This is a genomic window from Pandoraea sp. PE-S2T-3 (genome assembly GCF_002179965.1).
GTDB lineage: Bacteria > Pseudomonadota > Gammaproteobacteria > Burkholderiales > Burkholderiaceae > Pandoraea.
Genome location: NZ_NGUQ01000014.1, coordinates 116,317 through 141,583, shown reverse-complemented (window position 1 = coordinate 141,583; position 25,267 = coordinate 116,317). Strand labels below are relative to the sequence as shown.

The 25,267-nt window shown below is 64.2% G+C and carries 13 protein-coding genes and 1 riboswitch; of the genes, 8 read left to right on the top strand and 5 right to left on the bottom strand.

The window, feature by feature from the left end; genetic code table 11:
• Nucleotides 1-67 precede the first annotated feature (67 nt).
• Both CDV46_RS10315 and CDV46_RS10310 read left to right on the top strand, forming a co-directional pair.
• Entirely contained in the window at nt 68-1,666 is a 1,599-nt protein-coding gene (locus tag CDV46_RS10315; RefSeq protein ID WP_087722736.1) for an efflux transporter outer membrane subunit, read from the top strand.
• 510 nt (nt 1,667-2,176) lie between these two features.
• Complete coding sequence (locus tag CDV46_RS10310; protein WP_087722481.1) at nt 2,177-2,815, top strand: response regulator; 639 nt, start codon at nt 2,177-2,179, stop codon at nt 2,813-2,815.
• Between the two features lie 72 nt (nt 2,816-2,887).
• On the opposite strand, the gene CDV46_RS10305 is transcribed toward CDV46_RS10310, so the two are convergent.
• Nucleotides 2,888-5,110, bottom strand: a complete 2,223-nt coding sequence (locus CDV46_RS10305; RefSeq protein WP_087691426.1) for an FUSC family protein — start codon at nt 5,108-5,110, stop codon at nt 2,888-2,890.
• 321 nt (nt 5,111-5,431) lie between these two features.
• Between CDV46_RS10305 and recC the strand changes: the two genes are divergently transcribed.
• From recC to recD, 3 genes are read left to right on the top strand one after another with little or no spacing between them, the layout of a single operon-like run.
• Complete coding sequence (recC, locus tag CDV46_RS10300; protein ID WP_087722480.1) at nt 5,432-8,836, top strand: exodeoxyribonuclease V subunit gamma; 3,405 nt, start codon at nt 5,432-5,434, stop codon at nt 8,834-8,836.
• Nucleotides 8,833-12,744, top strand: a complete 3,912-nt coding sequence (gene recB / locus CDV46_RS10295; protein WP_087722479.1) for an exodeoxyribonuclease V subunit beta — start codon at nt 8,833-8,835, stop codon at nt 12,742-12,744. Before recC ends, recB begins: the two co-directional genes overlap by 4 nt.
• Complete coding sequence (gene recD, locus CDV46_RS10290) at nt 12,741-14,906, top strand: exodeoxyribonuclease V subunit alpha (protein ID WP_087722478.1); 2,166 nt, start codon at nt 12,741-12,743, stop codon at nt 14,904-14,906. The genes recB and recD overlap by 4 nt, the downstream gene beginning before the upstream one ends.
• A 71-nt stretch (nt 14,907-14,977) precedes the next feature.
• Here recD and CDV46_RS10285 read toward each other — a convergent pair whose 3' ends face one another.
• Nucleotides 14,978-16,339 (bottom strand): hemolysin family protein, encoded by a 1,362-nt coding sequence (locus CDV46_RS10285; RefSeq protein WP_058375750.1) that lies wholly within the window; start codon nt 16,337-16,339, stop codon nt 14,978-14,980.
• Nucleotides 16,340-16,702: 363 nt separating this feature from the next.
• On the opposite strand from CDV46_RS10285, the gene CDV46_RS10280 reads away from it, so the two are divergent.
• The gene (locus tag CDV46_RS10280) at nt 16,703-17,935 is read left to right on the top strand and encodes a hypothetical protein (protein ID WP_140413337.1); all 1,233 of its coding nucleotides are present in this window, start codon (nt 16,703-16,705) and stop codon (nt 17,933-17,935) included.
• Nucleotides 17,936-18,107: 172 nt separating this feature from the next.
• Here CDV46_RS10280 and thiC read toward each other — a convergent pair whose 3' ends face one another.
• Both thiC and pdxR read right to left on the bottom strand, forming a co-directional pair.
• A complete protein-coding gene (gene thiC, locus CDV46_RS10275; RefSeq protein WP_058375748.1) occupies nt 18,108-20,024 on the bottom strand; it encodes a phosphomethylpyrimidine synthase ThiC in 1,917 nt (638 codons plus the stop codon).
• Between the two features lie 73 nt (nt 20,025-20,097).
• Nucleotides 20,098-20,196, bottom strand: a riboswitch (TPP riboswitch).
• Between the two features lie 110 nt (nt 20,197-20,306).
• On the bottom strand, nt 20,307-21,863 hold the full coding sequence (gene pdxR / locus CDV46_RS10270) for a MocR-like pyridoxine biosynthesis transcription factor PdxR (RefSeq protein WP_254915994.1): 1,557 nt from the start codon (nt 21,861-21,863) through the stop codon (nt 20,307-20,309).
• 126 nt (nt 21,864-21,989) lie between these two features.
• Here pdxR and CDV46_RS10265 point away from each other — a divergent pair, with 126 nt between their 5' ends.
• Complete coding sequence (locus tag CDV46_RS10265) at nt 21,990-22,445, top strand: carboxymuconolactone decarboxylase family protein (RefSeq protein ID WP_087722476.1); 456 nt, start codon at nt 21,990-21,992, stop codon at nt 22,443-22,445.
• A gap of 41 nt (nt 22,446-22,486) precedes the next feature.
• Here CDV46_RS10265 and CDV46_RS10260 read toward each other — a convergent pair whose 3' ends face one another.
• Complete coding sequence (locus tag CDV46_RS10260) at nt 22,487-24,133, bottom strand: hypothetical protein (RefSeq protein ID WP_087691432.1); 1,647 nt, start codon at nt 24,131-24,133, stop codon at nt 22,487-22,489.
• A gap of 255 nt (nt 24,134-24,388) precedes the next feature.
• Here CDV46_RS10260 and blaOXA point away from each other — a divergent pair, with 255 nt between their 5' ends.
• On the top strand, nt 24,389-25,255 hold the full coding sequence (gene blaOXA / locus CDV46_RS10255; protein WP_087722475.1) for an OXA-62 family carbapenem-hydrolyzing class D beta-lactamase: 867 nt from the start codon (nt 24,389-24,391) through the stop codon (nt 25,253-25,255).
• The last annotated feature ends 12 nt before the right edge of the window (nt 25,256-25,267 follow it).

Here is a 25,267-nt window from a genome sequence, read left to right as displayed (position 1 = left end):
GCGTGCGGCCTCCGCGATTTTTTCCGAATCTGACTCTCCTGTCTCGGCCGATGGGCCGACCCGTGCTATGCCTCGTACCCTGAATCGTCAAGACAACGCTGCCCGTCACCCCGCCGTGGGGCGAGCCGGCGCATCGTTGCGCACGCGCCGTACGGCAGCGTTTTTCGCCGCGAGTGCCGTGCTCTGGCTGGCGGGGTGCGCCGTCGGGCCCGACTACGTGCGCCCCGAGATGGACACTCCGGCGGCCTTCAAGGAAACCGGCGACTGGAAGCTGGCCGAACCGAACGACGCCGCCGCCAAGGGCGAGTGGTGGACGATCTATCAGGACACCACGCTGAACGACCTGATGGCGCAAGTCGACGTCAACAACCAGAACATCAAGGTCGCCGAGGCCAACTATCGTCAGGCACTGGCGGTGGCCTCGCAGGCCCGCTCGGCGTTCTTCCCGACGATCGGCGCCAATTCCAGCCTGACGCGCAGCAGCTCACGCGTGAGCAACACGGCCGTGAGCGGCTCGGGCGCAGGCGGCATTTCGAACAGCTACAGCCTGTCGGGGACGGCCAGCTGGGAGCCGGATATCTGGGGCAGCGTGCGCCGTTCGGTCGAATCGGGCGACGCGAGCGCGGCAGCGAGTGCCGCCGATCTGGCCAATGCGCGCCTGTCGGCGCAAGCGTTGCTGGCGCAGAACTACTTCGATCTGCGCGTGACCGACGCCCAGAAGGCGTTGCTCGACCGGACCGTCGCCGCGTACGAGCAGACGCTCAAGCTCACGCAGAACCAGTACGCGGTGGGCGTGGCGCAGCGCTCCGACGTGATTCAGGCGCAGACGCAATTGCAGTCGGCACAGGCGTCGGCGATCGATATTGAAGTGACCCGGGCACAGCTGGAGCACGCCATCGCGCTGTTGGTCGGCAAGGCACCGGCGGCGTTTTCGCTGGCCGTGGCGCCGATGCGCGCGGCATTGCCGAGTGTGCCGGGTGCGTTGCCGTCGCAACTGCTGGAGCGTCGCCCGGACATCGCTGCGGCCGAACGTGCGGTGGCGTCGGCCAATGCGAAGATCGGTGTGGCGAAGGCGGCGTTCTTCCCCGCGCTCTCGCTCTCGGCTTCCGGCGGTTTCCAGAGCAGCAGCTTTGCCAACTGGCTGACGCTGCCAAGCCGCTTCTGGTCGGTCGGACCGGCGTTGGCGGCAACGCTGTTCGATGGCGGTCTGCGCCGTGCGCAAACCGACGCGGCCATTGCGGCGTACGACGCGCAGGTGGCGACCTATCGTCAGACGGTGCTCACGGCGTTCCAGTCGGTCGAAGACAATCTGGCGGCGTTGAACTATCTGGGCCGCGAGGCGACCGTGCAGACGCAGGCCGTCCAGTCGTCGCGGGAGGCGGCGCAACTCATCCTGAATCAGTACAAGGCGGGCACCGTCAGCTTTCAGAACGTGTTGACGGCCCAAGCCACTGCGTACAGCACGGAACGTACGTCGCTGACCATTCTCGGCCGCCAGTTCACGGCCAACGTGCTGTTGGTGACGGCGCTGGGCGGCGGCTGGCACGGTTTGCCACCGGAGGACGGCGGACCAGCCGCCACGGACTCGCCAGAGACGTCGGCTGCGCCGACAGCGCCGACAGCACCGGCAGCACCCGGTGTAGCTTCCGGCGCGTCAGCCAGCTGATTCGGATTCGGATGAATGCCACCTTTGAACGCCGCGCCTAGCGCGGCGTTTTTCATTCCAGCGCGCTGCCGTCGACTGTCATCTGCGGCACCGCTGATTGCGCCGTTTCCGAGCATTTGCGGGGGGCGATCACTAATTTTCGAGTTGGTGTTTGAGCTATTTCCGAACTTCGCTCTCGGAATCACGGAAGTCGCCGCTACGAATTGTCCGAACCGGTGTGACGCGAGTAGCACAAAGAGGACGGCGAGAGGCGTGAGTGATTTCACGTTCAAGCGAGCGCGTTCAAGCCTTTCGCATGCCGTTACCTCGCTATGAGGCAGTGGCCGGGCGTCTCGCGCGTTGACCACAGTGCGTAGCAAGGGTGCCCGAGTGAATTGTCTATGGGCGATCTCCCAGCGAGGAGGGCCGATTCGTTTTGCCAGAATGTTCCCACTTCGCTGCGATGGCAGGCACGAAGCGCCGTGCTGCCACGGCAGTTCTGCCAGATGACGAATAAAGGAGGGGGCAGCGATGACAATCAATGTCGTGGTCGCAGATGACCATCCGATTGTGCGTTACGGAATTCGCCGTTTGCTGGAAGAGCGGGAGATGATTCAACTGGTCGGGGAGGCGGCCAATTCGTCGGAGCTGGTCAGCCTGTTGGCCAAGTCGCCGTGCGACATTCTGGTGACCGATTTTTCGATGCCCGGCGGTCACTTCAAGGACGGGCTATTTCTCATCGGCTATGTTCGCCGTTACTTCCCTAACATCAAGATCATCGTCGTCACGATGCTGGAGAATCTGGCGATCTTGCGCGGCATGCTCAAGCTCGGGGTGCACTCGATCCTCTCGAAACTCGACGAGCAGAGTTCCATTGCCGACATCGTTTGCGTGGTGGCCGACGGCAGCCGCTACATTCCCGCCGGGTTGGCCACGCGATTGCACGACTCGGTCGCCGACGATGCCGAAGCCGACGCCTCGAAACTCTCGGGGCGCGAGGTCGAGGTAGTGCGGCTCTTCGTTTCGGGGCTCACGATCAGCGAAATCGCGTTCAAGCTGAGCCGCAGCGTCAAGACCGTCAGTTCACAGAAGACCAACGCGATGCGCAAGCTCGGGCTGGATCGTGACGTCGATCTCTATCACTACGCCACGCGAACCGGCTTCACCTGATGCCGGCTCACTCCTAAAACATCACGCGTCATGCTTCCCGTGCCCCCCACACACCACATTGACCCTTCACGCTCACGCGGGCAGGCGGATTCCTCGCATATCGCGCAGAATCAGCTCGCCCGCGCGGAGCATCTGCTTCAACTGATGCACCACCTGCTTGAGTTCCTGCACATTAGCGTCGGGCGCATCGGGCTGCTGCTCCTGCGCGACGACGAGCGCGTCGAGACGCCGGGTGTAGTCGCGCATGGCCTCGCTGGCGGCCTGTGCGTCGGTCGGCACTGACGCGGCCGGGGCCGCCACCGCTTGCGACAGCAAGTCGCTGATGGCCGACACCACTTGCCCCAGTTCGCCGCTCTTGTCGGCGGCAATCTGACGCGGCAGCACATCCGACATGCCGGTGATGTACGACGCCATCACATGGTTCTGCACCAGCAGGTCGTTAAGCTCGCCCACCGACACCTGCTTCGACTTGGGCTCGAGCATCATCCGCTTGAAGGCCGCCCCAAAATTCCCGAAGGCAATGTGCATGTCCTTGCGCGCCATGCGATAGGCGAGATCGTCGCGCTTGCCCTCGCGGCCGGCGCACGACTCGAGATACGCACGGGTCGATTGCACGGCCTGCCGGATCAGCGGCCCCATCAGACGATATTCCCAGTAGGGGAACAAGTAGGAGCACACCAGCGCGACGCCCGAACCGATCAACGTGTCGATGGCGCGCTCGCCCACCACCGATAACGAGCCCGGCAGCAGAAAGTGGAACAGCAGCAGCACGTACGACGACATGAACACCACGGACAAGCCGTAGTTGAAGAGCGAGAGACTGTTGCCCATCACCATGCAGAAGAACATCAGTGCGAACAGCACCCAGGGTTTGTGCACGAACGACAGGATGATCAGCACGCTCACGCAGCCCACGAGCGTGCCGGTCAGACGCTGGGCATTTTTCTGCTTCGTGAGGCTGAAGCCGGGCTTCAAGATCACGATGATCGTGAGCAGTACCCAGTAACTGTGCGCCTGTCCCGCGAGCAACGACCAGTTCTCGCAGATGATGAGCCCGGCCGTGATCGCGATCGTCACCCGCAGCGCATGACGAAAACTCGGCGACGAGAACGTGAGGTTCTTGCGCAGCAGCTTGGGCGAGAAGCTCTGCCGCGAGGTGAATCGCAACAGCGCCTGATCGATCTGCATCTCCGTGGCGGAGGCGGCCGTGGCGATATTGGTGTTGCGATGCATGCGCTCGAGCACACGCGTGGCGCTCCACACCCGGCGGAAGGTGCTGGTCACGGCCTGATAGGCCTCGGGCGCGCGTTGCGGCAACTGCTGTTTGCGCATCAGTTCGATTTCGTACTCGATGGCACGAAACTCCGCGCGCCAGCTGCGCTGCGCGCGTGATGGCTCGTTGGTCGCAATGGCGTAGCCGATGGCATCGACCTCGACGGCGATCTTGCGAATCATGTCCCGGAAGAACACGAGCACGTCTTCGTTGGCGAACTCGCGGCGCAGCATCGGATAGTCGGTGTGCACCGACACCACGACCTCATGCAGGTCGACGATGTTGATGAACAGATTGAACAGCATCGTGCGGCGTGGTTCCAGCTTGCCGATGCGCAGCCGGGGCAGGTTGCGCAGAATGATTTCGCGCGCAGCCTGCTGCTTTTCGACCACGTTGACCTGTGCGGCAATCAACTTGCGGTAGCAATCGTCGATATCGGTCGATGAGTCGTAAAACGCCGCTTTGGCTTCGAGATACTGCGCCGTGACGAAAAAACACTCGGCAAGTGTTTGCTGCTCGATGCGAAACCACCAGACACGGCACACCACCAGACTGAAATAGGTGTACCAGAGCCCGCCGATCAATACGGCCCCGGCGTCGAGCACGGCCTGATGCCGGGTGAGATCGGCCTCGACGTTGAGCACCATCATCATCAGGCAGGCAAAGCTCACCAGCGAGGCGCGAAACCCGTAGACCACGAGCATCGACAGGCCGAACGTGAGAATCAGCGTGGTGAGCCAGAGCTGCCACGGCTGGGCTGCCGTGGCCATGCCGGTAATCAGTACCGTCAGCGCGCCGAGCAGCGTGCAACTGAGCAGTTCGGTGTGCTTGTGACGCAGCGGCCCGTTGATGTCGACGACGCTGGCGCACAAGGCCCCGGAAGCGACTTCGATGCCGAGCAGGTGCTGATCGAGCCCCCAGAACAACACGAGCGCGGGCAAGACGACACCCACTGCCTGCCGGGTGCCGGTGAAAAAGTAGTGGCTATATAAGAACTTCTTGATATCGGTCTGGTAGTCCATGCGTCGGGTGCGAGGGTTCCGCTGCAAAGCCGGCCGTGCGCGGGTAGCGCGCGGCGCAGACAGGAGTCTAGCCCAACGCCCGCGCAGCGCGAAGAGGGGATACTGCCGGTTACACGACCCGCCCGGCTGTGCTGTGACCCCGACAGGTCCGGCTTTTCGGATGGATCCGATGGGCCTCGGCGCGGCCCTTTTGTTATGCTTGCGAACAGTCGCTCAGCCGTGGGTTTTCTTGGTCGCTTTGGCCTTTGATCCTTGATCCTTGGTCATTGCGTCATCACCCCCGGCCCTTAGCCTTCCGTCCCATCAGGTCGCCACGCCCGCATGCTCCACTTATTCTTCTCGAACCGGTTCACCACGCTCGAAGCCGCCTTACTGCGCGATCTCGCCCAGGCGCCGGGTGACCCGATGCATTCGGAAACCATCGTCGTGCCAAGTGTGGCGGTGCGCCGCCGGCTCGAACTGGACTACGCCGACGTGTTCGGCGTGTGCGCCAACGTTCGGCTGGCCTATCTGGCGCAATGGCTGTGGGACATGGCCGGCAAGCTGCTGACGGTGCCCGAGAGTTCGCCTTTCGCGCCCGACCGGCTCGTCTGGCCGCTCTACCAGTGCCTCGCCCAGCCGTGGGTGAAGGCGTCGCCCCGGCTGGCAGGCTATTTGTCCGAGGCGGACGACGTCATGCGCTTTGAACTGGCCGACCGGCTGGCGCACATTTACGACCAATACCTGACCTACCGGCCGAACTGGCTCGAACGCTGGCAGACGGGCGATACGATTCCGACCCATGGGGCCACGGGCTGGGGCGACGTCCAGCGCGACGACGAAGCGTGGCAGAGCGAGTTGTGGCGGCGGGCGTTGCAGCATCTCGACATTCGCGAGCGGCACCCGACACTGCGCGCCATCGATCAAATCGAGCAACTGACGCCGGAAACGCTGCCTTCAGGCTGGCCCGCGCGGGTCTCGGTGTTCGCGCTCTCGTCGATGCCGCCCCTCTCGATGGTGATGCTCAAGGCAATGTCGCGCCTGATCGACGTGCATTTGTACGTGCTCAACCCGTGCGAGAGCTACTGGTTCGATATCGTGCCGCCGTCCCGGCTCTCGTATCTCAAGCGCCGCGACGGGACGGCGCACCGTGAGGTCGGGCATCCGTTGCTGGCTGAATGGGGCCGCCAGACGCAGTCGCACATCGACGCGCTCTACGCCGATCTTGCCCAGCAGGCGGTGGAAGACCGGGCGCTGTTTCAGCCGAATACCGCGCCGACGCTGCTCGCTGCGCTGCAAAACGGCATTCTCACGCTGGACGATGGCCGCTACGGCGTGCCCGACGGCGTGGGTGCCGACGGCTCGGTGGAAGTGCATGTCTGTCATAGCCTCGCGCGTCAGATCGAAGTCCTTCACGACCGGTTGCTGGCCTGCTTTGACGAAATTCCGGATATTCGGCCCGACGATGTGCTGATCACGGTGCCGGACCTCGGCAAAGCGGCACCGCTGATCGATGCGGTGTTCGGCACGGCGACGCCTCGTATTCCGTATCTGGTGACCGGGCTGCCGCCCACGCGCACCAACCCGGTCGCCCGGGCGTTCGCGTCGATTCTGGCGTTGCCGCAACTGCGCGTTGCGGCGTCCGATCTCGTGGAACTGGCGCGCACGGAGGCGGTGGCACAGCGCTACGACCTCGGCGGCAACGTACTCGATTCGATTCAGAACTGGCTGCATGCGGCGGGCGCGCGCCGTGGCTGGCGCGGCGACGCGTTGCTGCGCCTCGATGCGCAGGGCGCGCAGGCAAAGGCCGCGGACGCCGCAAACGGCACACCCGCACTGGAGCGCCACACGCTGGGCGACGCGATGATGCGGCTGTTCCTCGGTTATGCCTTGCCGGATGATGCCTTGCCGGTCGACGATTGGCTGCCGATCGGAGGCATCGAAGGCGGGCGCGCAGAGTTGCTGGGGGAACTGGCGCGTCTGATCGACGATCTGGACGCCACCGCAGTCGCTCTGCAAACCGAGCGCACCGGGCTGGCATGGCGCGATCAGCTATTGGCCATGCTGGAGCAGTTCTTCTCGGACGATGCGCGTTTTGCCGACGATGTGGCGGAAGTGCGCATGGCGATCGAGCAGATCGGTTCGGCAATTGCCGACGGCGCCCCGGCAGTGCGTGTGCCGGTGGAAGTCGTTGCGCGCGTGTTGGCCGATGCACTGGACGACCCGACGCGGGGCGGGGTGCCGTCGGGGCGCGTCACGTTCGCGGCGATTCCCAGCTTGCGCTCGCTGCCGTACCGGGTGGTGTGCATGCTCGGCATGGACGACGGCGTGCTGCCCGGGCGCGTGCGTGCCGACGAATTCGATCTGATGCGCGTGTTGCCGCAGCGTGGTGACCGGCAGCGTCGCGACGATGAACGCAATCTCTTTCTCGATCTGCTGCTGTGCGCGCAGGATCGATTCCTGATGACCTACACGGGACGCAGCGTGCGCGATAACGCCCCGTTGCCGCCGTCGACCGCCGTGGACGAACTGCTTGATTTCACGGGGCAACTGCTGGCCCCGGCGTCGCAAGGTTTCCACGTCGATGACCAGCGCGAGGCACGGGAGCGACTCGTCGTGCTGCATCCGCTGCAACCGTTCTCGCCCGCGTATTTCGACGGGCAGCATGCGTCGCTCTATAGCTACGATGTGTCCAACGGTGAAGCTGCGCGGCAGTTGGCGACACAAATGGCGGCGCCGGTACCGGAGACGGAGGCAACGCCGTTCGTAACCGAGGCACTGCCTGCGGTCGCGCAGACGCACCTGACGCTCGACGACTTGCTGCGGTTCTGGCGACATCCCGGCCGGGCGTGGTCACGTGACCGGTTGGGGCTGTCGCTGGGCGATGTGCTCACCGAAGTCGAAGATGACGAGCCGTTCGTGCTCGACTGGGCGGGCCGCGACGCGCTGGCTGCGCGACTCCTGCCGCGGTTGTTGCGCGAGGGCGGAGGCGATGCCCGGACACGGACCGACGCCATCGAGCGCATTGCGCTGGTCAGCCACGAATTACCCGGCGGCGCGACAGGGGCCGTGTGGCGCCGGCGCGAACTGGGCGGGCTTCGGGCGTTGGCCTCACAAGTGCGTGAAGCGCAGGCAGAAGGCACACAAGAGATCCTGACGATGCTGCCGCTCGCCCCGGCATTGCCTGCCACGTGGCAGCAGGCGACGCAGGCCGAATGGCACGGCGACGCCACGCTGTCGGCAGCGTGTCTGTTGCAGGGGCGGCTCGCGCCAGTGTCGCGCTATGGCCTCGTGATGTACCGCTACGGCAGCATGCGCCCGAGCGACCTGCTGGCCGCGTGGTTGTCTCACCTCGCGCTGTGCGCTCACTTGCAGCAACCGGCGCATGCGGGGCTGGACATCGCAGCGCGCACGCTTTGGTACGGCGAGGACGAGACGTTCGCGCTGCGCCCGGTGGCGGATGCTGCCACGCTGCTCGGCGAGTTGGTGGCGCTATACCGGCTGGGGCAGACGCGGCCACTGCCTTTCTTCGCGCGCAGTGCATGGAAGCTCGCGAGCACCGGCAAGCGCAGCGACGCCGAAAGCCAATGGGAGGGCTCGGCGTTTGCCCGTGGCGATGCCGACGATCCGTACACCCGGCTGGTGTGGCGAGGGGTAGACGACCCGCTGGCCGCGCCGTTTGACTTGCTTGCCAATACCGTTTTCGGCCCGTTGGTCGCCCATCTCGAACTCGTGGAGGGCGCATGACGCAGCTTATCGACCTCGACGTATTCAATTGCGATCTCGATGGCGTTTGCCTGATCGAAGCGTCGGCCGGCACTGGCAAGACGTGGAATATCTGCGCACTGTATGTGCGTCTCCTGCTCGAAAAGAACCTGAGCGTCGAGCAAATCCTCGTGGTGACGTTCACCAACGCGGCAACGGCCGAACTGCGCGAGCGCATTCGTGGACGGCTGTCGGACTTGGTCGCGGCTATCGCCCCAATGTTCGGCGAGGACGAAGCAGGCGAGGGCCAGGGCGAGGCCGGCGATGACGATTTCCCGGACTTCGATCCTGACGCGAGTAGCGACCCACTCTTTACCGTGATGATCGCCGGATTGATTGAGCGCGGCGAAATGACGGTGAAGCAGATTCGCGAGTGCCTGCAAGCGGCACTGCGCGGCTTCGATCAGGCGTCGATCCATACGATTCACGGCTTTTGCCAGCGCGCGCTGGCCGAAGTGCCGTTCGCGGCAGGTTTGCCGTTTGCCTACGAATTGGTGCCGGACGATAACGGCGTGCGCCACGATCTGGCAGTCGAGTTCTGGCGTCGCGTGGTGGAGCCGCTGGCAGCGCAAGACGATGGGTTTGCCGCGTGGCTGGTGGATCGCAAACGCTCGCCGGGTACGTTGACTGATCAGTTGGCGCGGCGGTTGAAAAAGCCGATGTCGACGCTGCGCTGGCCCGCCGCCGTGCGCGCCGAGGCCTCGACTGCCGCCGATGCGGCCTTGCTCGAAACGTATGCCATCGCCCGCGAGTGCTGGGAGGCCGAGGCGCTGGGCATTGCCGAGTTGATGGGCAAGGCGCTGCCATCGCTCAAGAAGAACATTTATCACGAGGCGTCGCTGGCGCAGGCGGTCTCCGCGTGGCAGCGGTACCTGAACGCCGGTGACGTCGGCGCGCTGCTCAACACCAAGGCGGAACTGCTCACGACGACGCGCTTGGCCAAGGACATCAAGAAAGGGGAGACGCCTCCCGACCATCGCTTCTTCGGACTGGCCGACGTGCTGGTGAAGGCGCGCGCCGACGCCGACGAGCGTTACGCCATGGCGTGGCTTCGTATCCTGCGCGCATGGATGAACGAGGCCCCCGATCAACTGGCACAGCGCAAGCGCGAACTCCGCGTCGTGTCGTTCGATGACTTGCTGGGCAACATCTCGCGTGCGCTGACGCAGCACCCCAATCTGGCCGATGCCCTGCGCACGCGCTACCCGTGCGCGCTGATCGATGAGTTTCAGGATACCGACCCGCAGCAATTCGCCATCTTCAATGCGGTGTACCGCGCGGGTTCGGCGCTGACGAATGTGAACGCCGCCGATGCTCGGGGCGACGGCGATGGCCGCGCGAAGAGCGGCCCGATGTTTATGGTGGGCGATCCGAAGCAGGCTATCTACAGCTTCCGTGCGGCAGATCTGCATACGTATCTTGCCGCTCGTGAGAATGCCGATGCGGCGTACACGCTCGCTGTCAATCAACGCTCGACGCCTGCAATCATTCAAGCGGGGAATCGCCTGTTCGGGGCCAATGAGCGCGCGTTCGTACTCGACGGTCTGGAGTATCCACCCGTGCGCCCGGGGCAGCGTGTGCGCCCGCCGTTGGCCGACGGGCGCACCGTTGCAGACTTCACGGTGTGGTGGTTGCCGGAAGGGGCGAGCAGCGAGCAAGGCAAAGGCGACGGGCCGCTCTCCAAGGATGAAGCCCAGCAAGCCTGCGCACGTGCCACTGCGGCGGAAGTCGCGCGTTTGCTCTCTGGCGCGTCGCGCGGGGATGTTTTGATCGGTGAGCGCGCGCTGGCCCCGGGGGATATTGCCGTCATCGTGCAAACTCACCGGCAGGGCGCGCTGATGAAGGCAATGCTCGCCGAACATGCGGTGGGCAGCGTTGAACTCACGCAAGACTCGGTGTTTGCCAGCGACGAAGCGCAAACGCTGTTGCGTGTATTGCGTGCGGTCGAATCACCGGGCGACGTGCGTGCGTTACGTGCGGCGCTCGCGACGGAATTGTTCGGACTAGACGCCTCGGCGTTGTTCCGGATGCAGACGAGCGAAGCGTCCGATGCCGAGGCGATTGCCTGGATCGAACGGCTGCAACGCTATCGGCAGTTGTGGATCGAGCGAGGCTTCTCCGCCATGTGGCGCACGCTCATGCGCGAGTTGGGGCTGGCGGCGCGTCTGGTCGCGCAGGCAGGCGGCGAGCGGCGGCTTACCAACTTCATGCATCTGGCCGAGTTGGCACAAGCCCGCTGGGCCGAGCAGCCGGGCATGCCGGCACTGCTGCGCTGGCTGGCGTCGCAACGTAATGCCAGCGGCGGGGAAGACGCGCAGTTGCGTCTCGAGTCCGATCAGAATCTTGTACAGATCGTGACCGTTCACAAGTCGAAGGGGCTGGAATACGGTGTCGTGTTCTGCCCGTTCCTGTGGGATGGCGCCGTGCGTGACAGCGGCAGTCTCGATGGTCTGGAGTATCACGACGGGCCAAACGCGGTCATCGACTTTACCGAGGCGGGCGCCAAGGGTTCACCGGCGCACGGCGCGCTACGCCGCGAGCAGTTGGCCGAACAGGCGCGGTTGTTATACGTCGCGCTGACCCGCGCGGTCTACCGTTGCTATCTTGCTGCGGGGATCTACACGTCGCGACGCAGCGTGAAAGAGGCCTGCGGCGGCATGCTCAACTGGCTGGCCGCCGGGCAGGGGACTGCCTTCGACGACTGGATTTCGCCAAGCGTCGATGCTGAGGCCCGCGTCGACGCGATTCGTGCCGCATGGAAGGCACTCGCCGGAGGCCCCGTCGACGTGATTCCCTTGCCGGTGGGCGATGCCTTGGGGAAGGGGGAGCGTATCGGACACGATGCGCCGCCCGAACTCTCCACTCGCACGAGCACGCGCGCGTTGCGTGAAGTGTGGCGCATCGGCAGCTTTTCCGGTCTGCTGGCCGGCATGCATGCCGGGCCGCAGTTGGGTGGCGGGCAATTGAGTGCGCCTGAGCGCACGCGTCCGGACTACGACGCGCAAGCCAATGCGGGGCCGACGTTCGCCTTGCCGCCGGAAGGTGATGACACGTGGCCGCCCCCCGACGACATTCTGCGATTTCCGCGCGGTCCGGCAGCGGGCGAGAGCTTGCACCGTGTGTTCGAACTGGCCGATTTCACCGCGCGTGGCCAATGGCCGCAGGCGGTCACACGTGCCTTGCGCGAGCGTCCGCCGGGGCGCGGGGCGGAACAGAACGACTTGTGGCGCGCGATGATGATGAGCATGTTGGGCGATACGCTGAATACCCCACTGCGACCCGGTTTGCATCTCTCTGATGTGGCCATGAGCGAGCGGCTCACGGAAATGGAGTTCACGTACCCGGCCGATGCGGTCTCGCTCGATGCGTTGCGCGGGCTGCTGCGGCAGTTCGGTTATCCGGATCTGCCGCTCGATGCCACGGTGCTGCGCGGCTATCTCAAAGGCTTCATCGATCTGGTGTTCCGCCACGGCAAGCAGTGGTGGATTCTCGACTGGAAGTCCAACTATCTGGGCACGGCCCCCGAGAACTACGGGCCGGAGGGGCTGCGCGAGGCGATGGCCGAACACGGTTATCACCTGCAATACCTGCTCTACACACTGGCGCTGCATCGCTATTTGCGACGCCGCCTGACTGACTACGATTACGACCGCGATATGGCGGGCAGCCTTTATCTCTTCGTGCGTGGTGTGCGTCCCGACTGGGCTGAGGCCAATCGACTGGAAGACCACGTGCCGGGTGTCTATTTCGACAAGCCGTCGCGGGAGATGGTCGATGCACTCGATCGGCTGTTTGCCGCTGGCGAGAACGTGGCGCTAGCCGAGGCATTGGCGCTCGACGGCCGCGACAGCCCCGATGCTGCGGGCGATGCCGAAGGGGGCCGCGCATGAGCGAACTCCTCAACCTGAACGACCCGGCCGGGTCCGCGCAAGCCGATACTGGCGTGGTAAGACTCGCGCAGGGCTTCGCGCGTCGGATGACGATGCTCGCACGCGGGCGCGGTGCGAACGAGTCGACGTGCCGCTACGTCTGGCGCGCGGCGCTGGCCGTGAGTCTCGCGACTGCCGAAGGGCACGTCTGCGTGCCGCTCGACAACTTTCTCGATGCGCAGGCCAGCGGCGAGTTGTTCCCTGACGATTCGCCGTCGCTCTCCGTGTGGCGCGATGCACTTTTTGCCAGCGGCCTATGCGCGCCGGCCAACCTTGCCGCCGTGCTGACCAGCGATGCGCAGTCCGACGCATGGCCGTTGTTGCTCGATGAACAAGACCGCCTCTATCTGGCGCGTTACTACGTGTATGAAGCGCGCCTCGCGGCGGCGCTCGGCCGCAAGCTGGCCACGTCGGAGACGACAGCAGTAACGGCGCAGGATCGCGAACGGTTGCGCAAGTATTTCGGTGAGGGCGTGCTTGCGTCGTCCACCGCTTCCGATGGCCAGCCCGAACCGAACTGGCAGATGGCGGCAGCTGCATTGGCGCTGCAACGCTCGCTCGTGGTGCTCAGTGGCGGACCGGGCACCGGCAAGACGACCACCGTCGTGGGGCTGCTCGCGTGCCTGCTCGAACGCGACGCCAACCTTCGCGTGGCACTGGCGGCTCCCACGGGCAAAGCGGCGCAACGGATGCAGGAAGCGCTCACCGCCCGTCAGGATTTGCCTGAAGCCGTCCGGCAAGCCCTGCCCGAGGCGGCGCTGACGCTCCACCGTCTGCTGGGGGTGCTGCCCGAATCGGCGGAGCAGGTGGGTCGACGCTTCCGCCATCACGCGGGAAATCCGCTGCCTTACGACCTGATCGTCGTTGACGAAGCCTCGATGATCGATTTGTCGATGGCGACGCAGTTGCTTGAAGCGGTGCCCGAGGGCGCGCGATTGATTCTGCTGGGCGACAAGGACCAATTGGCCGCCGTGGAAGCCGGTGCGGTGTTCGGCGAGCTGAGTGCCAAACGCGCGTTTTCCGTCGATATGCGCGCGCAACTGTTACAGGCGCTGGGCTGGCCGCAGGGAACGCCGCCGGTGCACGGCCCCCTTTCGCCAAGTGCCCCGGCCGGTGTGGCGCGTGGATTGGAAGATGCCGTGGTCTGGCTGGAACGGACTTACCGTTTCGGCGAGCACTCGGCCATTGGTCGGCTGGCGACGGCGATCAAGACCGGGCGCGTGGCGGACGCGCGCAAGGAGTTCACGACGGAAAGCGCAGAACGCGTACTGGCATCGGCGCATGGGCGTGCGTCGATGGCGCCGCAGCCCTCCGCAGTCTCCGTGCAGGCAACCTCGCATGCCGCATCCGCATCCGCAACTTCATCGGTTTCCGCGTCGGCCGCCGACCGCGTCAGTCTCAGCGAAGACGGTGGCGTGCAACTCTCTGCGGCTAATCTCAATGCGCTGGCGGATGGCTATGGCGCTTACCTCGACGCGTTGACCGATGCCGTGACGCTTATCGGCCAACTCGGTGACCCGGGTGCCGCGACGGCAGGTGACATCGCGATGGTGGCGCAGCCGGTGTTCGCGGCTTTCGGTCAGTTTCGGGTGTTGTGTGCGACGCGTGGCGGACGCCGTGGCGTGGAATTCCTTGGCGCGCAACTCACCGCACTGCTGGCGCGTCGCGCGGGCGTCGCACTGAATGCTGGCGGCGGCGCTTGGTTTGCAGGGCGCCCGGTGCTCGTGACGCAGAACGAGTACGCGCTGAATCTGTTCAATGGCGATATCGGCATCGCGTTGCCGCTTGGGCCGGGCGGTGCGTTGCGGGTAGCGTTTGCTACCCCGGATGGCGGATACCGGTTGTATTCGCCGGCGAGCTTGCCGGCACACGAGACGGCGTTCGCGATGACGATCCACAAGTCGCAGGGGTCGGAGTTCGAGCGCGTCGCCATCGTGCTGCCCGAGCAGTCGAGCCGCGTGTTGTCGCGCGAGTTGATCTACACGGGCGTGACCCGCGCTCGCCGTCAGGCGTGGCTCTATGCACCGTGGCAGGTCATCGCCTCGGCGATTCTGCGTCCAACGCAGCGAGACGGTGGATTGACCGATCGGCTGGCGCAGGTGCTGGAGGCAATGCCTTCGTGACCTGCACCGCCCGCGCGATCGGCAACGACAGTCGCCGCGAAACTGTCGATTCCTGACGATGTCCGCAGCCGTCAGGACGTCGGCGTCTGTGTCTGAGACTGGGCCAGCTTCTGCGCCGCGATGGCGGCTTCGGCAACTGCGCCCATCCGCGTGACAAGCAATTGGTCGATCTTGTAGTTGTCGATGTCGACCACTTCGAACTTGTAGCCCATGGCTTCGGTCGCTTCCGACTTCTTCGGAATGCGCTTGAGCTGATAGATCATGAAGCCGGCGATGGTCTCGTACTCGCCCTCGCCGGGCAGCTCGTCGATGTCGAGCGCCTTCTTCACGTCTTCGACGGAAGTGACGCCATCGACCAGCCATGAATGCTCGTCGCGCTGCACGATCTGGTCTTCATCTGCCGGGTGGACCACGTCGCCCATGAGCGCGCCCACGATGTCGTTGAGCGTGACCACGCCTACCACCATGCCGTACTCGTTGATGATGACGGCGAAGCTCTCGCGGGTTTCCTTGAAGCGGGCCAGCGCTTCCGAGAGATTGAGCGTGTCGGGAATGACGAGCAGCTTCTTCGCGTAGAGACGGTCAAGGTTACGAATCACGCTCGACAGGTCTTCGCTCGCAATGCGCTGGAGCAAGTCTTTCGAGTCGACGTAGCCGAGCACGTTGTCGATTTCGCCACGGCACACCAGATACTTCGAATGCGGGCTTTCGATGATCTTGTGACGGATGCTGCGCTCTTCCTCGGCGATGGTGAAGTACACCACGTCGTCGCGAAACGTCATGACCGAGCCGACCGTGCGCGACTCCAGTTCGAACACGTTTTCGATCAGATGCAGTTCCTGCTTGCGCAGCACCCCCGCCTCGGCACCCGCGCCCACCATGGCGGCGATGTCTTCGGAGGTGATGTTTTCGATGGCATGCGTGGGCAATTTGAAGATGCGCAAAAACATGTTCGCGATGCCGTTGAAGATGAACACCAACGGACGCAGCACCTTCAGGCAGAGCAGCATCGGGTCGATGATCGACATCGCCACGCGTTCCGGGTTGACCATGGCGAGCCGCTTCGGAATCAGATCGGCAAATTGAATGAAGGCGATCGTGATGAACAGGAACGAGCCGATACCGGCCAGTCGGAGTGCCATGGCCTGATCGGTGAACGACGAGAGCCAGTCGAAAAGATAGCCGGTGAGAAAGCTCTCGCCGAGCACACCGCCGAGCACCGCGACCGCGTTCACGCCGATCTGCACGACGGTGAAGAAGTTACCGGGCTGCTCCTTGAGCGCGAGCACTTTGATGGCCTGCTGGTCGCCCTTTTCCATGAGCACCTGAAGCTTGGTGCGTTTGGCGGCGGTCAGTGAAATTTCGGCGGCGGAAAAGAACGCGCTCGCCAGAACCAGCAGCAAGATACTGAAAAGAAAGCCGTAACCACTCATATTGTTGTCACCTGTAAGTACAAAGTCAGGCGCACAGCAGCGACGGGAGCAAGGCGGTGACGCCCCAAGACAGGGCAAAACCGGTTGCGCGGAGACATTTCGAAACAAGGCCGGGTGGCCATCATTTTGAGATGCCTTCGGGCTGGGGTGCGGAAAGCGCGTCCCCGGAGCGTTCGCGTGTGGGGCGAATCCACGGGGGCGCAGCAGCCGCGTCGGCTGTGCCGCTGACCGATAGCATGCCATAAGTCCATGTCGCCCCGTCAGCGGCACCCCGGCAACGTTCGCGTTGCGCGACGGACGTTCACTGTCTCCTACTGGGCGGTGGCTTGCGCGAGCGGGGAGTGCGTGTGCGCAGAACCGACAGTGACACCCATGCCCGTCGGGCATCGTGAACGCCGTTCCGACACCTTGTCGGGGCCGTGGTCGATGGCCACGCTCACCGCACTGACGGAGGACTTCACGATGAATGGCTTGCAACCGCTTTTTGCCGGACTGCATGGACTGGCCACACATTCACTGTCACAAGCACTGCTCGCGAACAGTCTGGTTCGAAACACGCGGCCCGCGCTCGATCGAGACTTTCCGCTGCAAGGTGTCGAAAGCGCCCGGGAAGGGCACCCGGCACAGCAGATCCGCGCCAGCGCGCTACCGGCATCGCTGGTAGCGCTGGCAAACGCCATGCGGGCGGATCTTCGCGATGTGGCGACGGCAACCGGTTCTCCGTTGAAACCGAACAGCGACCGACCCGATTCGGCAGTGTTGTCCGCGTTTGCCGATCGTCTAGCCGGTTCGGGCGAAGCCTTCGCGGCATTGCCGAAGACGAATGGCACCCAGCGCGCGGCGCCCGTCCTGTGCCCCTCGGCGCTGCAAACGTTGTATGTCTGTGCGGGACCGGCTGGATTCGACGCCAACCCGAGTGCCGCCGGTCTGAGGAATCATCCGGTGATCATGCCGGAGGCGCGCAGCGAACGCGCGCAAGTGTGCAGCGAGGTCGTGGGCAGCGCGTTGTTGGGTACGGACGGACGCAACAGTACGTCGGCCTATGAGGTGCTCCGTTCAGATGTCGCGAAATCAGTGGGAGATACGGCGCGCCGCTGGACCGGCAAGCCCGATCTGGTCGGCAAGAAAGAGTGGGCACAGGTTTGCCGCGTACGAGATCCCGTGAGCACGTTCATCCAACAGATCAACCAGCACCTGCATGAAGGCCGCCGCTTGCTGCCGGCGCAGGACGCGACCGGCTGGATGCTGCGTGTTGCGCTTTCCACGGGCTCGCCGATGCAGCAGGCGATGGCTCGCAACGACCTTCCCGCAACGGTTGCCGTGTGTTCCAACGACTGGGCCAAACTGGCGTTGGGTATCGAACAGATCGGCGACGGTCACTGGGGCATGCGGCACGCGGACGTCATGCAGTCGGCACGGTTACCCGTGACCGATACACAGTCCTTCACCGCACTGGCGACTTCGATGCACACGTCGTTGCGTCCGCACGAAGCCTGCCGGCGCCTGCGCAATGAAATGACGGCCCAGAATGTGCCCACGATCAAAGCGTTCGGTGGGAATGATGCCGAGGAGAACTACGACTATTCCGATGTTTGATGCATCACTAACGCATAACGTATAACGCATAAAAAACGCGTCCGGGATCACTCCCGGACGCGTTTTCTCATTGGCACATCATCTGCCGGTCAGCTACCAATCAGCGGCAAAACAACCGCTAATCAACAGCGCCGCCAGACCGTACCATTCAACGCACCGATCAAAGCATCAATCAGGTGCGTTGATAAATCTCGGCACCCTTCTTCACGAACTCGACCGCTTTGACTTCCATGCCTTGCTTGAGCGCGGCTTCTTCCGTGAGGCCTTGCTTGGCAGCGTAGTCGCGCACGTCCTGCGTGATCTTCATCGAGCAGAAGTGCGGGCCGCACATCGAGCAGAAGTGCGCCACCTTGGCCGAATCCTTCGGCAGCGTCTCGTCGTGGAATTCGCGCGCCTTGTCCGGATCGAGACCGAGGTTGAACTGGTCTTCCCAGCGGAACTCGAAGCGAGCCTTCGACAGCGCGTTATCGCGAATCTGCGAGCCCGGGTGACCCTTGGCCAGATCGGCCGCGTGTGCTGCGAGCTTGTACGTGATGATGCCTTCCTTCACGTCGTCCTTGTTCGGCAGACCCAGGTGTTCCTTCGGCGTGACGTAGCAGAGCATGGCCGTGCCGTACCAGCCGATGGTCGCGGCACCGATGCCCGACGTGATGTGGTCGTAGCCGGGGGCGATGTCCGTCGTCAGCGGTCCGAGCGTGTAGAACGGGGCTTCGTCGCAGTACTCGAGCTGGAGATCCATGTTCTCCTTGATGAGCTGCATCGGCACGTGGCCCGGGCCTTCGATCATCACCTGCACGTCATGCTTCCACGCGATTTGCGTGAGTTCGCCGAGCGTCTTCAGTTCCGAGAGCTGGGCTTCGTCGTTGGCGTCGTAAATCGAGCCCGGACGCAGGCCATCGCCCAGCGAGAAGGCCACGTCGTAGGCCTTCATGATTTCGCAAATCTCTTCGAAGTGCGTGTACAGGAAGCTTTCCTTGTGGTGCGCGAGACACCATTTGGCCATGATCGAACCGCCACGGCTCACGATACCCGTCATGCGGTTGGCGGTCATCGGCACGTACGCGAGACGCACACCGGCGTGGATCGTGAAGTAGTCGACGCCCTGCTCGGCTTGTTCGATGAGCGTGTCGCGGAACATTTCCCACGTCAGGTCTTCGGCCTTGCCGTTGACCTTTTCGAGCGCCTGATAGATCGGCACCGTGCCGATCGGCACCGGGCTGTTGCGCAGAATCCACTCACGCGTTTCGTGGATGTGCTTGCCGGTCGACAGATCCATGACCGTGTCGCCGCCCCAGCGGATGGCCCACGTCATCTTGTCGACTTCTTCGCCGATCGACGACGTCACGGCGGAATTGCCGATGTTCGCGTTGATCTTCACGAGGAAGTTGCGGCCGATGATCATCGGCTCCGATTCCGGGTGATTGATGTTGTTCGGGATGATGGCGCGGCCGCGGGCGATTTCGCTACGCACGAATTCCGGCGTGATTTCGGCAGGCAGGCTGGCACCGAAATGCTGACCCGGGTGCTGGCGCGAGAGCAGCTTGGCAAGGCGCTCGCCCTGCGGGCCGGCGTTGCGCACGCTCTCGATGTATTCCTGACGGCGCAGATTTTCGCGAATGGCAATGTATTCCATCTCGGGCGTGATGATGCCCTGACGCGCGTAGTGCATCTGCGTCACGTTCTTGCCGGCCTTGGCGCGGCGCGGCGTGCGGTGCAGGCCCGGGAAACGCAGGTCGGTCGTCGCCGAGTCGTCGGCACGCTCGCGGCCATAAGCCGATGAAAGACCCGGCAGCGCTTCAGTGTCGCCACGTTCTTCGATCCATGCGGCGCGCACGGCGGGCAGGCCCGAGCGGATGTCGATCTTGGCGTCCGGATCGGTGTACGGACCCGACGTGTCGTAGACGAAAATCGGCGGGTTCTTTTCGCCGCCGAAGCTCGTTGGCGTGTCCGATTGCGAGATTTCGCGCATCGGAACACGGAGGTCCGGGCGCGAACCGTTCACATAGATCTTGCGGGAATTGGGCAGCGGTGCGATCGCGGCTTCGTCCACGCGCGCGTTGGCTGAGAGGAACTTCGGATTGGCGTTCATGCAATGTCTCCTGGCGGGGCACGTGTTGACGCCGACAAATTCGGCGCAAAGCGGCTCAGGAGCATGAACGGGGGCGAGTGACTTCTACGCTCCCTGCGCTGGCATTATCCAGATCAGGTTCTAAGGGTATTTCTCACCCACAACTCACGTTGCAGGACCCCTGCGCTAGCTTTGCGGCAACGATACACCGACATGACACGCAAACACAAGCGCGATGTGTCCCGAAAACCGTCCGAAAAATGTTCTGTTGCGACAACGTAAAAATGCTGCGCTGCGTCATCTTCAGTGCGATTTTTCATCGTCGTCGAACGCACGCGCGAGGCGCTTGGCGACGTCGTTGGCACTCGCTTGCGGCACATTCGTGAAGCTCATCACGAGGGCTGGCGGTAATTGCCGCTCGATACGGAAATAGGACAACGCCCCCGGCGCCAGCCCGTGGACGTGGGCGGCGCGGCACACCGCACGATCGTCGCGATGCGGCTCGATCCAGCCCAGCAGGTGCATGCCGCCCGCCTGATGTGCGAGTTCGATGCGCCCGGGAAGATGCTGCCGCAACGCGTCGGCCAGCGCCGCACGGCGCTCACCGTAGAGTTGCCGCATGCGGCGAATGTGCCGGCTGAAATGGCCTTCCGTGATGAAGTCGGTGACGGTCGCCTGTTCGATCCAGCCGTGCACCGGGGAGAGCAGCGCGGTGGCCGCCGTAAAGGCGTCGCATAACGCGGGGGGCACGACGAGATAGCCAAGCCGCAGGCCGGGAAACAGCACCTTGCCGAATGAACCCGCGTAAAGCACGCGTTCGCCGCCGTCCAGACTCTTCAAGGCAGGCAACGGCGCACCGGTATAGCGGAACTCGCTGTCGTAGTCGTCTTCGACGATCCATGCCTGATTGGCCTGCGCCCAGTTGAGCAAGGCGAGACGGCGTTCCAGCGATAGCGCCACCGACAGTGGTGACTGGTGCGAGGGCGTGATCACCGCGAGCCGCGCGTGGCGGGCACGACGCTCACCCTCGGCGACATCGAGTCCGTCGCTGTCGACCGGCACCGGTACCAGCGTTGCACTCACCATCCGCAGGGCTTCGTGTGCCCGGAAATAGCCGGGGTCTTCGCACCAGACGGCGTCGCCCGGCTGCAACAGCAGGCGGGCGATCAGTGCCAGCGCGCCCTGAAAGCCCGTGGTGACGATGACTTGCGCCGGGTCGCAGTGAATGCCGCGCGCAATGGCCAGATAGCCGGCAATGGCCTCGCGCAGGGGCGCCAGACCGGCGGCGTCCTGATAGCTGAGCGCGTCGGCTGGCAAGTGGCGGGCATGGCGTGTGGCAAGGCGCGCCCACAGCTTGCGGGGGAATTCGTCGAAGGCCGGCATGCCGTTCTGTAACGGCAATGGTGTGCCGTGCGCGCTGAGCGGCACGTAACTCGGGTTTTCGATGCGATGGTTCCGGTGCGGCGCGCGAGGGCTACGGATAGCGGGTGGCTCGCCAGTGTTCGCGCGGGCGGTTTTTTCGTCGCCAATGGAATTGTGGCCGGTGTCGCGAGGCAAGACTTTGGCCGCCGCATCGAGCCGTGCGCCGCTCAAGTGCGGGTTCACGCGGCTGCCGGCGGCGCCGCGTCCGATCACGAAACCTTCGGCCACCAGCCGTTCGTAGGCGGCTTCGACGGTGCCGCGTGCAACGCCAAGCTCACTCGCCAACGCGCGCGTGGACGGCAGCCGCGACGAGGGCGCGAGTTTGCCCGAGAGAATGCCCTCGCGAATACGCTCGTACAGCGCGCGGTAGGTCGGCATGCCGGTGGCTTGGGCGGCGTCGGCGAGGCGCAGGCCGCTCAGGTCGGATGTGTCGCGCATAGGGACGGTCTCCAGCGTCTTTTTGGCCTACCGATTCTATTCGGTTTTGGCTCTTTCGAAGCAGGCCAAGAGGCCGTATCGTTACATCCATCGACTGACTTCCCGACACTCAACGGAGACTCAAAAATGCAACGTCTGAACTACATCAAGGCCTCACCGCGTGCCTACGAACACCTGGCGGCTCTGAGCGGCTACTTCCATGACTGCGGCCTGCCCGATGGACTGCTGGAACTGGTGTGGCTGCGCGCCTCGCAGCTCAACGGCTGCGCTTTCTGCATCGACATGCACGTGGCCGACGCGCTCAAGGTCGGCATCGAAGCCCGTCGCCTGCACCTGCTCGATGCATGGCGCGAAACCGAGCTGTACTCGCCGTCGGAGCGCGCCGCACTGGCGTGGACCGAAGCCGTGACCAACGTGCAGGACGGCCATGTGCCGGATGCCGTCTTTGCCGAGCTGCGCGAGCACTTCGACGACAAGCAGATCGCCGACCTGACGTTCGCGGTGAGCACCATTAACGCATGGAACCGTCTGGCGATCTCGTTCCGCTCGGCACTGCCGAAGACGCCGAAGGGCGTGCGCTAAATCGCTGGTTCGCACGTTCGCACGAGAGGGTGCGGATCACGCTATTCCGCGACCCGCACCTCCCGCTGAAACTCGCGAGGCATCAGCCGTAACGCGTCGCGGAAGAACCGGCGATCGGGCGGCGGCAGCATCGGCAGCACACGCCCGAGCGATTGGGCGGCGTGGGTGGCCTGTGGCGAGTCGCCGTCCTGATGCAGCGCAAACCACAGCATTTCGAACCACAAGTTGGCGAGCTGCAACGGCTCGAAGCGCACGCGTCCATCCTCGTGGTCGGCCAGCGTCGTCGCCACCACATCCGTCCATTTCGAAAAGCCCTTGGCGCGCGAGAATGGTGCGCCGAACGGCTGCACGGCGTCGAGAAACGCGTCGACGGCCAGCGGCGTGCTCGCGCGCAGCGTCGCCAGATCGGGGTCGCGCCGCACGGGCACGGCACCGCGCGCGATACGCAGCAGGAACACCGTATTCCACACGGAATTCCCGCCCACACCGAAGCGGTCGCAAATCCATTCCGACAAGCCGATCCAGCGCAGTGCCTGCCGCTGCACGTCGCTCACGGCGAGGCGCCGGGCCGGGTCAATCAACGAGTCCTGCCAGAACAGCCACAGCGAGAGCCCGATATTCGCGGCGACGTGCTGAGCCAGCTCGATGGAGTCGGCTTCGAACGCGGCTTGCAGGGCGTCGGAGAATGCGGCGAGGGCGTCGGCCGCCGATTGCGCCCGCGCTGGCTGCGGCCCGGGGCGTGCGGCGTGCGTCTTGTACAGCAGCGCTTGCAAGTTGCGCGTTTCGAATCGAATTCGCGGGTTGTAGACGAGGCACGGTGCGAGCGAAGCATCGTCGCTGATGCGCTGCAAATGCGCGAAGGCGCCCGCTTCGTCGCGCAAGGCATACGCCTGCCAGGCCTGCACGATCCAGTGCATCGCGCGCAAGGTGGGCGAGGCATTCTGCGTGGGCTGATTCGCGCCGAACGTCTCGGCGAGCGCTGTCAGCGTGCGTTTCGCGCGTGCCACGTCGCCCATGCGACGCCACACGATGGTCTCCGCCAGCAGGGCAATGCCGCGCTGAACGTCGTCGACCGCGCAGACTTGCGCAGCATGAAACGACGGAATGGCACCGGTGCGCTGCGTGCGGGTGCGCCCGTGAGGCGCAGGGTCGGACGGCGCGAAGAAGATGCCGTCCTGCATGTCGCGTTTGCCGAGCGTGACGTGATGCCAGAACGCAATGTCCTGCATCACGTAGTCGAGCGCCGGGGTGTCGAGCGTGGCCGGGGTGTCGTGCGAAAGACCGAGGAAGGTGGCAAGCGTGCGCCGTTCGTCGGTGGGCACGGCGCCGCCAATCGTGACGACGATTCGCTCAAGTTCGTGGCTGGGCAGCCAGAACGGCCCTCTGCCGCGTCCGCGAGTGGGCAGCAGGCGAGCGTCGGCTTGCCGGTCGTCACCCCAACCGGCGCTGACGCCCCATTCGGCGAAATCGGCGAACGCCCGGCTCACCAGCATGCGCAGGTCGCCCGCCTGAGCGAAGCGCGATTTGAGCGCGGCAAGCGGCACGGATGCCGACTCGTAGCGCGCCGCGTAATACACGCGCATCAACAACCACAGACTCTGGTACCGCACCGGTTGATCGCCGACGTGCTGCGGTGCATCGAGACGGATGACGAGCGGGGATGAGGGCGCGGACGGGCCAGTCGGCATGGAGGCGTGAGGTGGGCGGACACGATCGTCAGGCATGGCGACGCACGAGAAAGGAGCGGTGAACGGGGAACAACGACCGGCAGGATCCGCCGATTTCGTGGCAATGATACGGCGGTTACATCGGTTACGGCACTGTGACTTTCCACGTGTCGAAACACCTCCTATTCTGCAAGCGCTTTCGGAAGCGAGCGCCCGGCCAGCGCTTCGAGATTCACGACACTCGTTGCATCCACCCACTGACATCAGGACTCCAAAATGATGATGCTTTCTCGCTGGCGTCGTAGCGCCGTTGTGCTGCGGATCGCCGCCGCGTTGTTATCCCCGTTGGCGATTGCGATACCGGCGCATGCGGATGCTATCGCCAATGCCGCAAATGCTGCCAATACCGCAGCGCCAAAAATCGTGGAACGGGCCGATTGGGGCAAGTATTTCGAGGCTGAAGGCGCGAAGGGCACGATCATCGTGCTCGACGGCCGCACCGGGGGCTATCAGGCCTACGACAGCACTCGCGCCAATCAGCGCATGTCGCCGGCTTCGACGTACAAGATTTTCAACAGCTTGCTGGCGCTGGAGTCCGGGGCGCTCGACAACGAGCGCGAGATCATTCCTTGGGACGGCAAGCCGCGCAGCATGAAGCGCTGGAACGCCGCGATGAATCTGCGCGATGCGTTCCGGGTGTCGTGTCTGCCGTGCTATCAGGTGGTCTCGCGCAAGATTCCGCGGACCTTTGCGCAGGGCAAACTCGATGCGGTGGGCTATGGAAATCACACCATTGGGTCCGCGGCCGATGCGTATTGGGTCGATAACAGCCTGCAAATCTCAGCGCGTGAACAGGTGGTATTCCTGCAACGGCTGGCGCGCGGGCAGTTGCCGTTCTCGGCGCGTACGCAGGACATCGTGCGGCAGATTTCGATTGCCGAAGCGAACATGGACTACGTCTTGCACGGCAAGACCGGCTGGTATGTCGACGGCAAGCACGACATCGGCTGGTGGGTCGGCTGGATCGAGCGGGACGGCAATATCACCACGGTTGCGCTGAACATGGACATGCGCAGCGACGCCGATGCGCCCAAGCGCGCCCGGATTGCCCGTGCCGTGCTGAAGGATCTGAGGTTGATCTGAGGTTGATTGGCG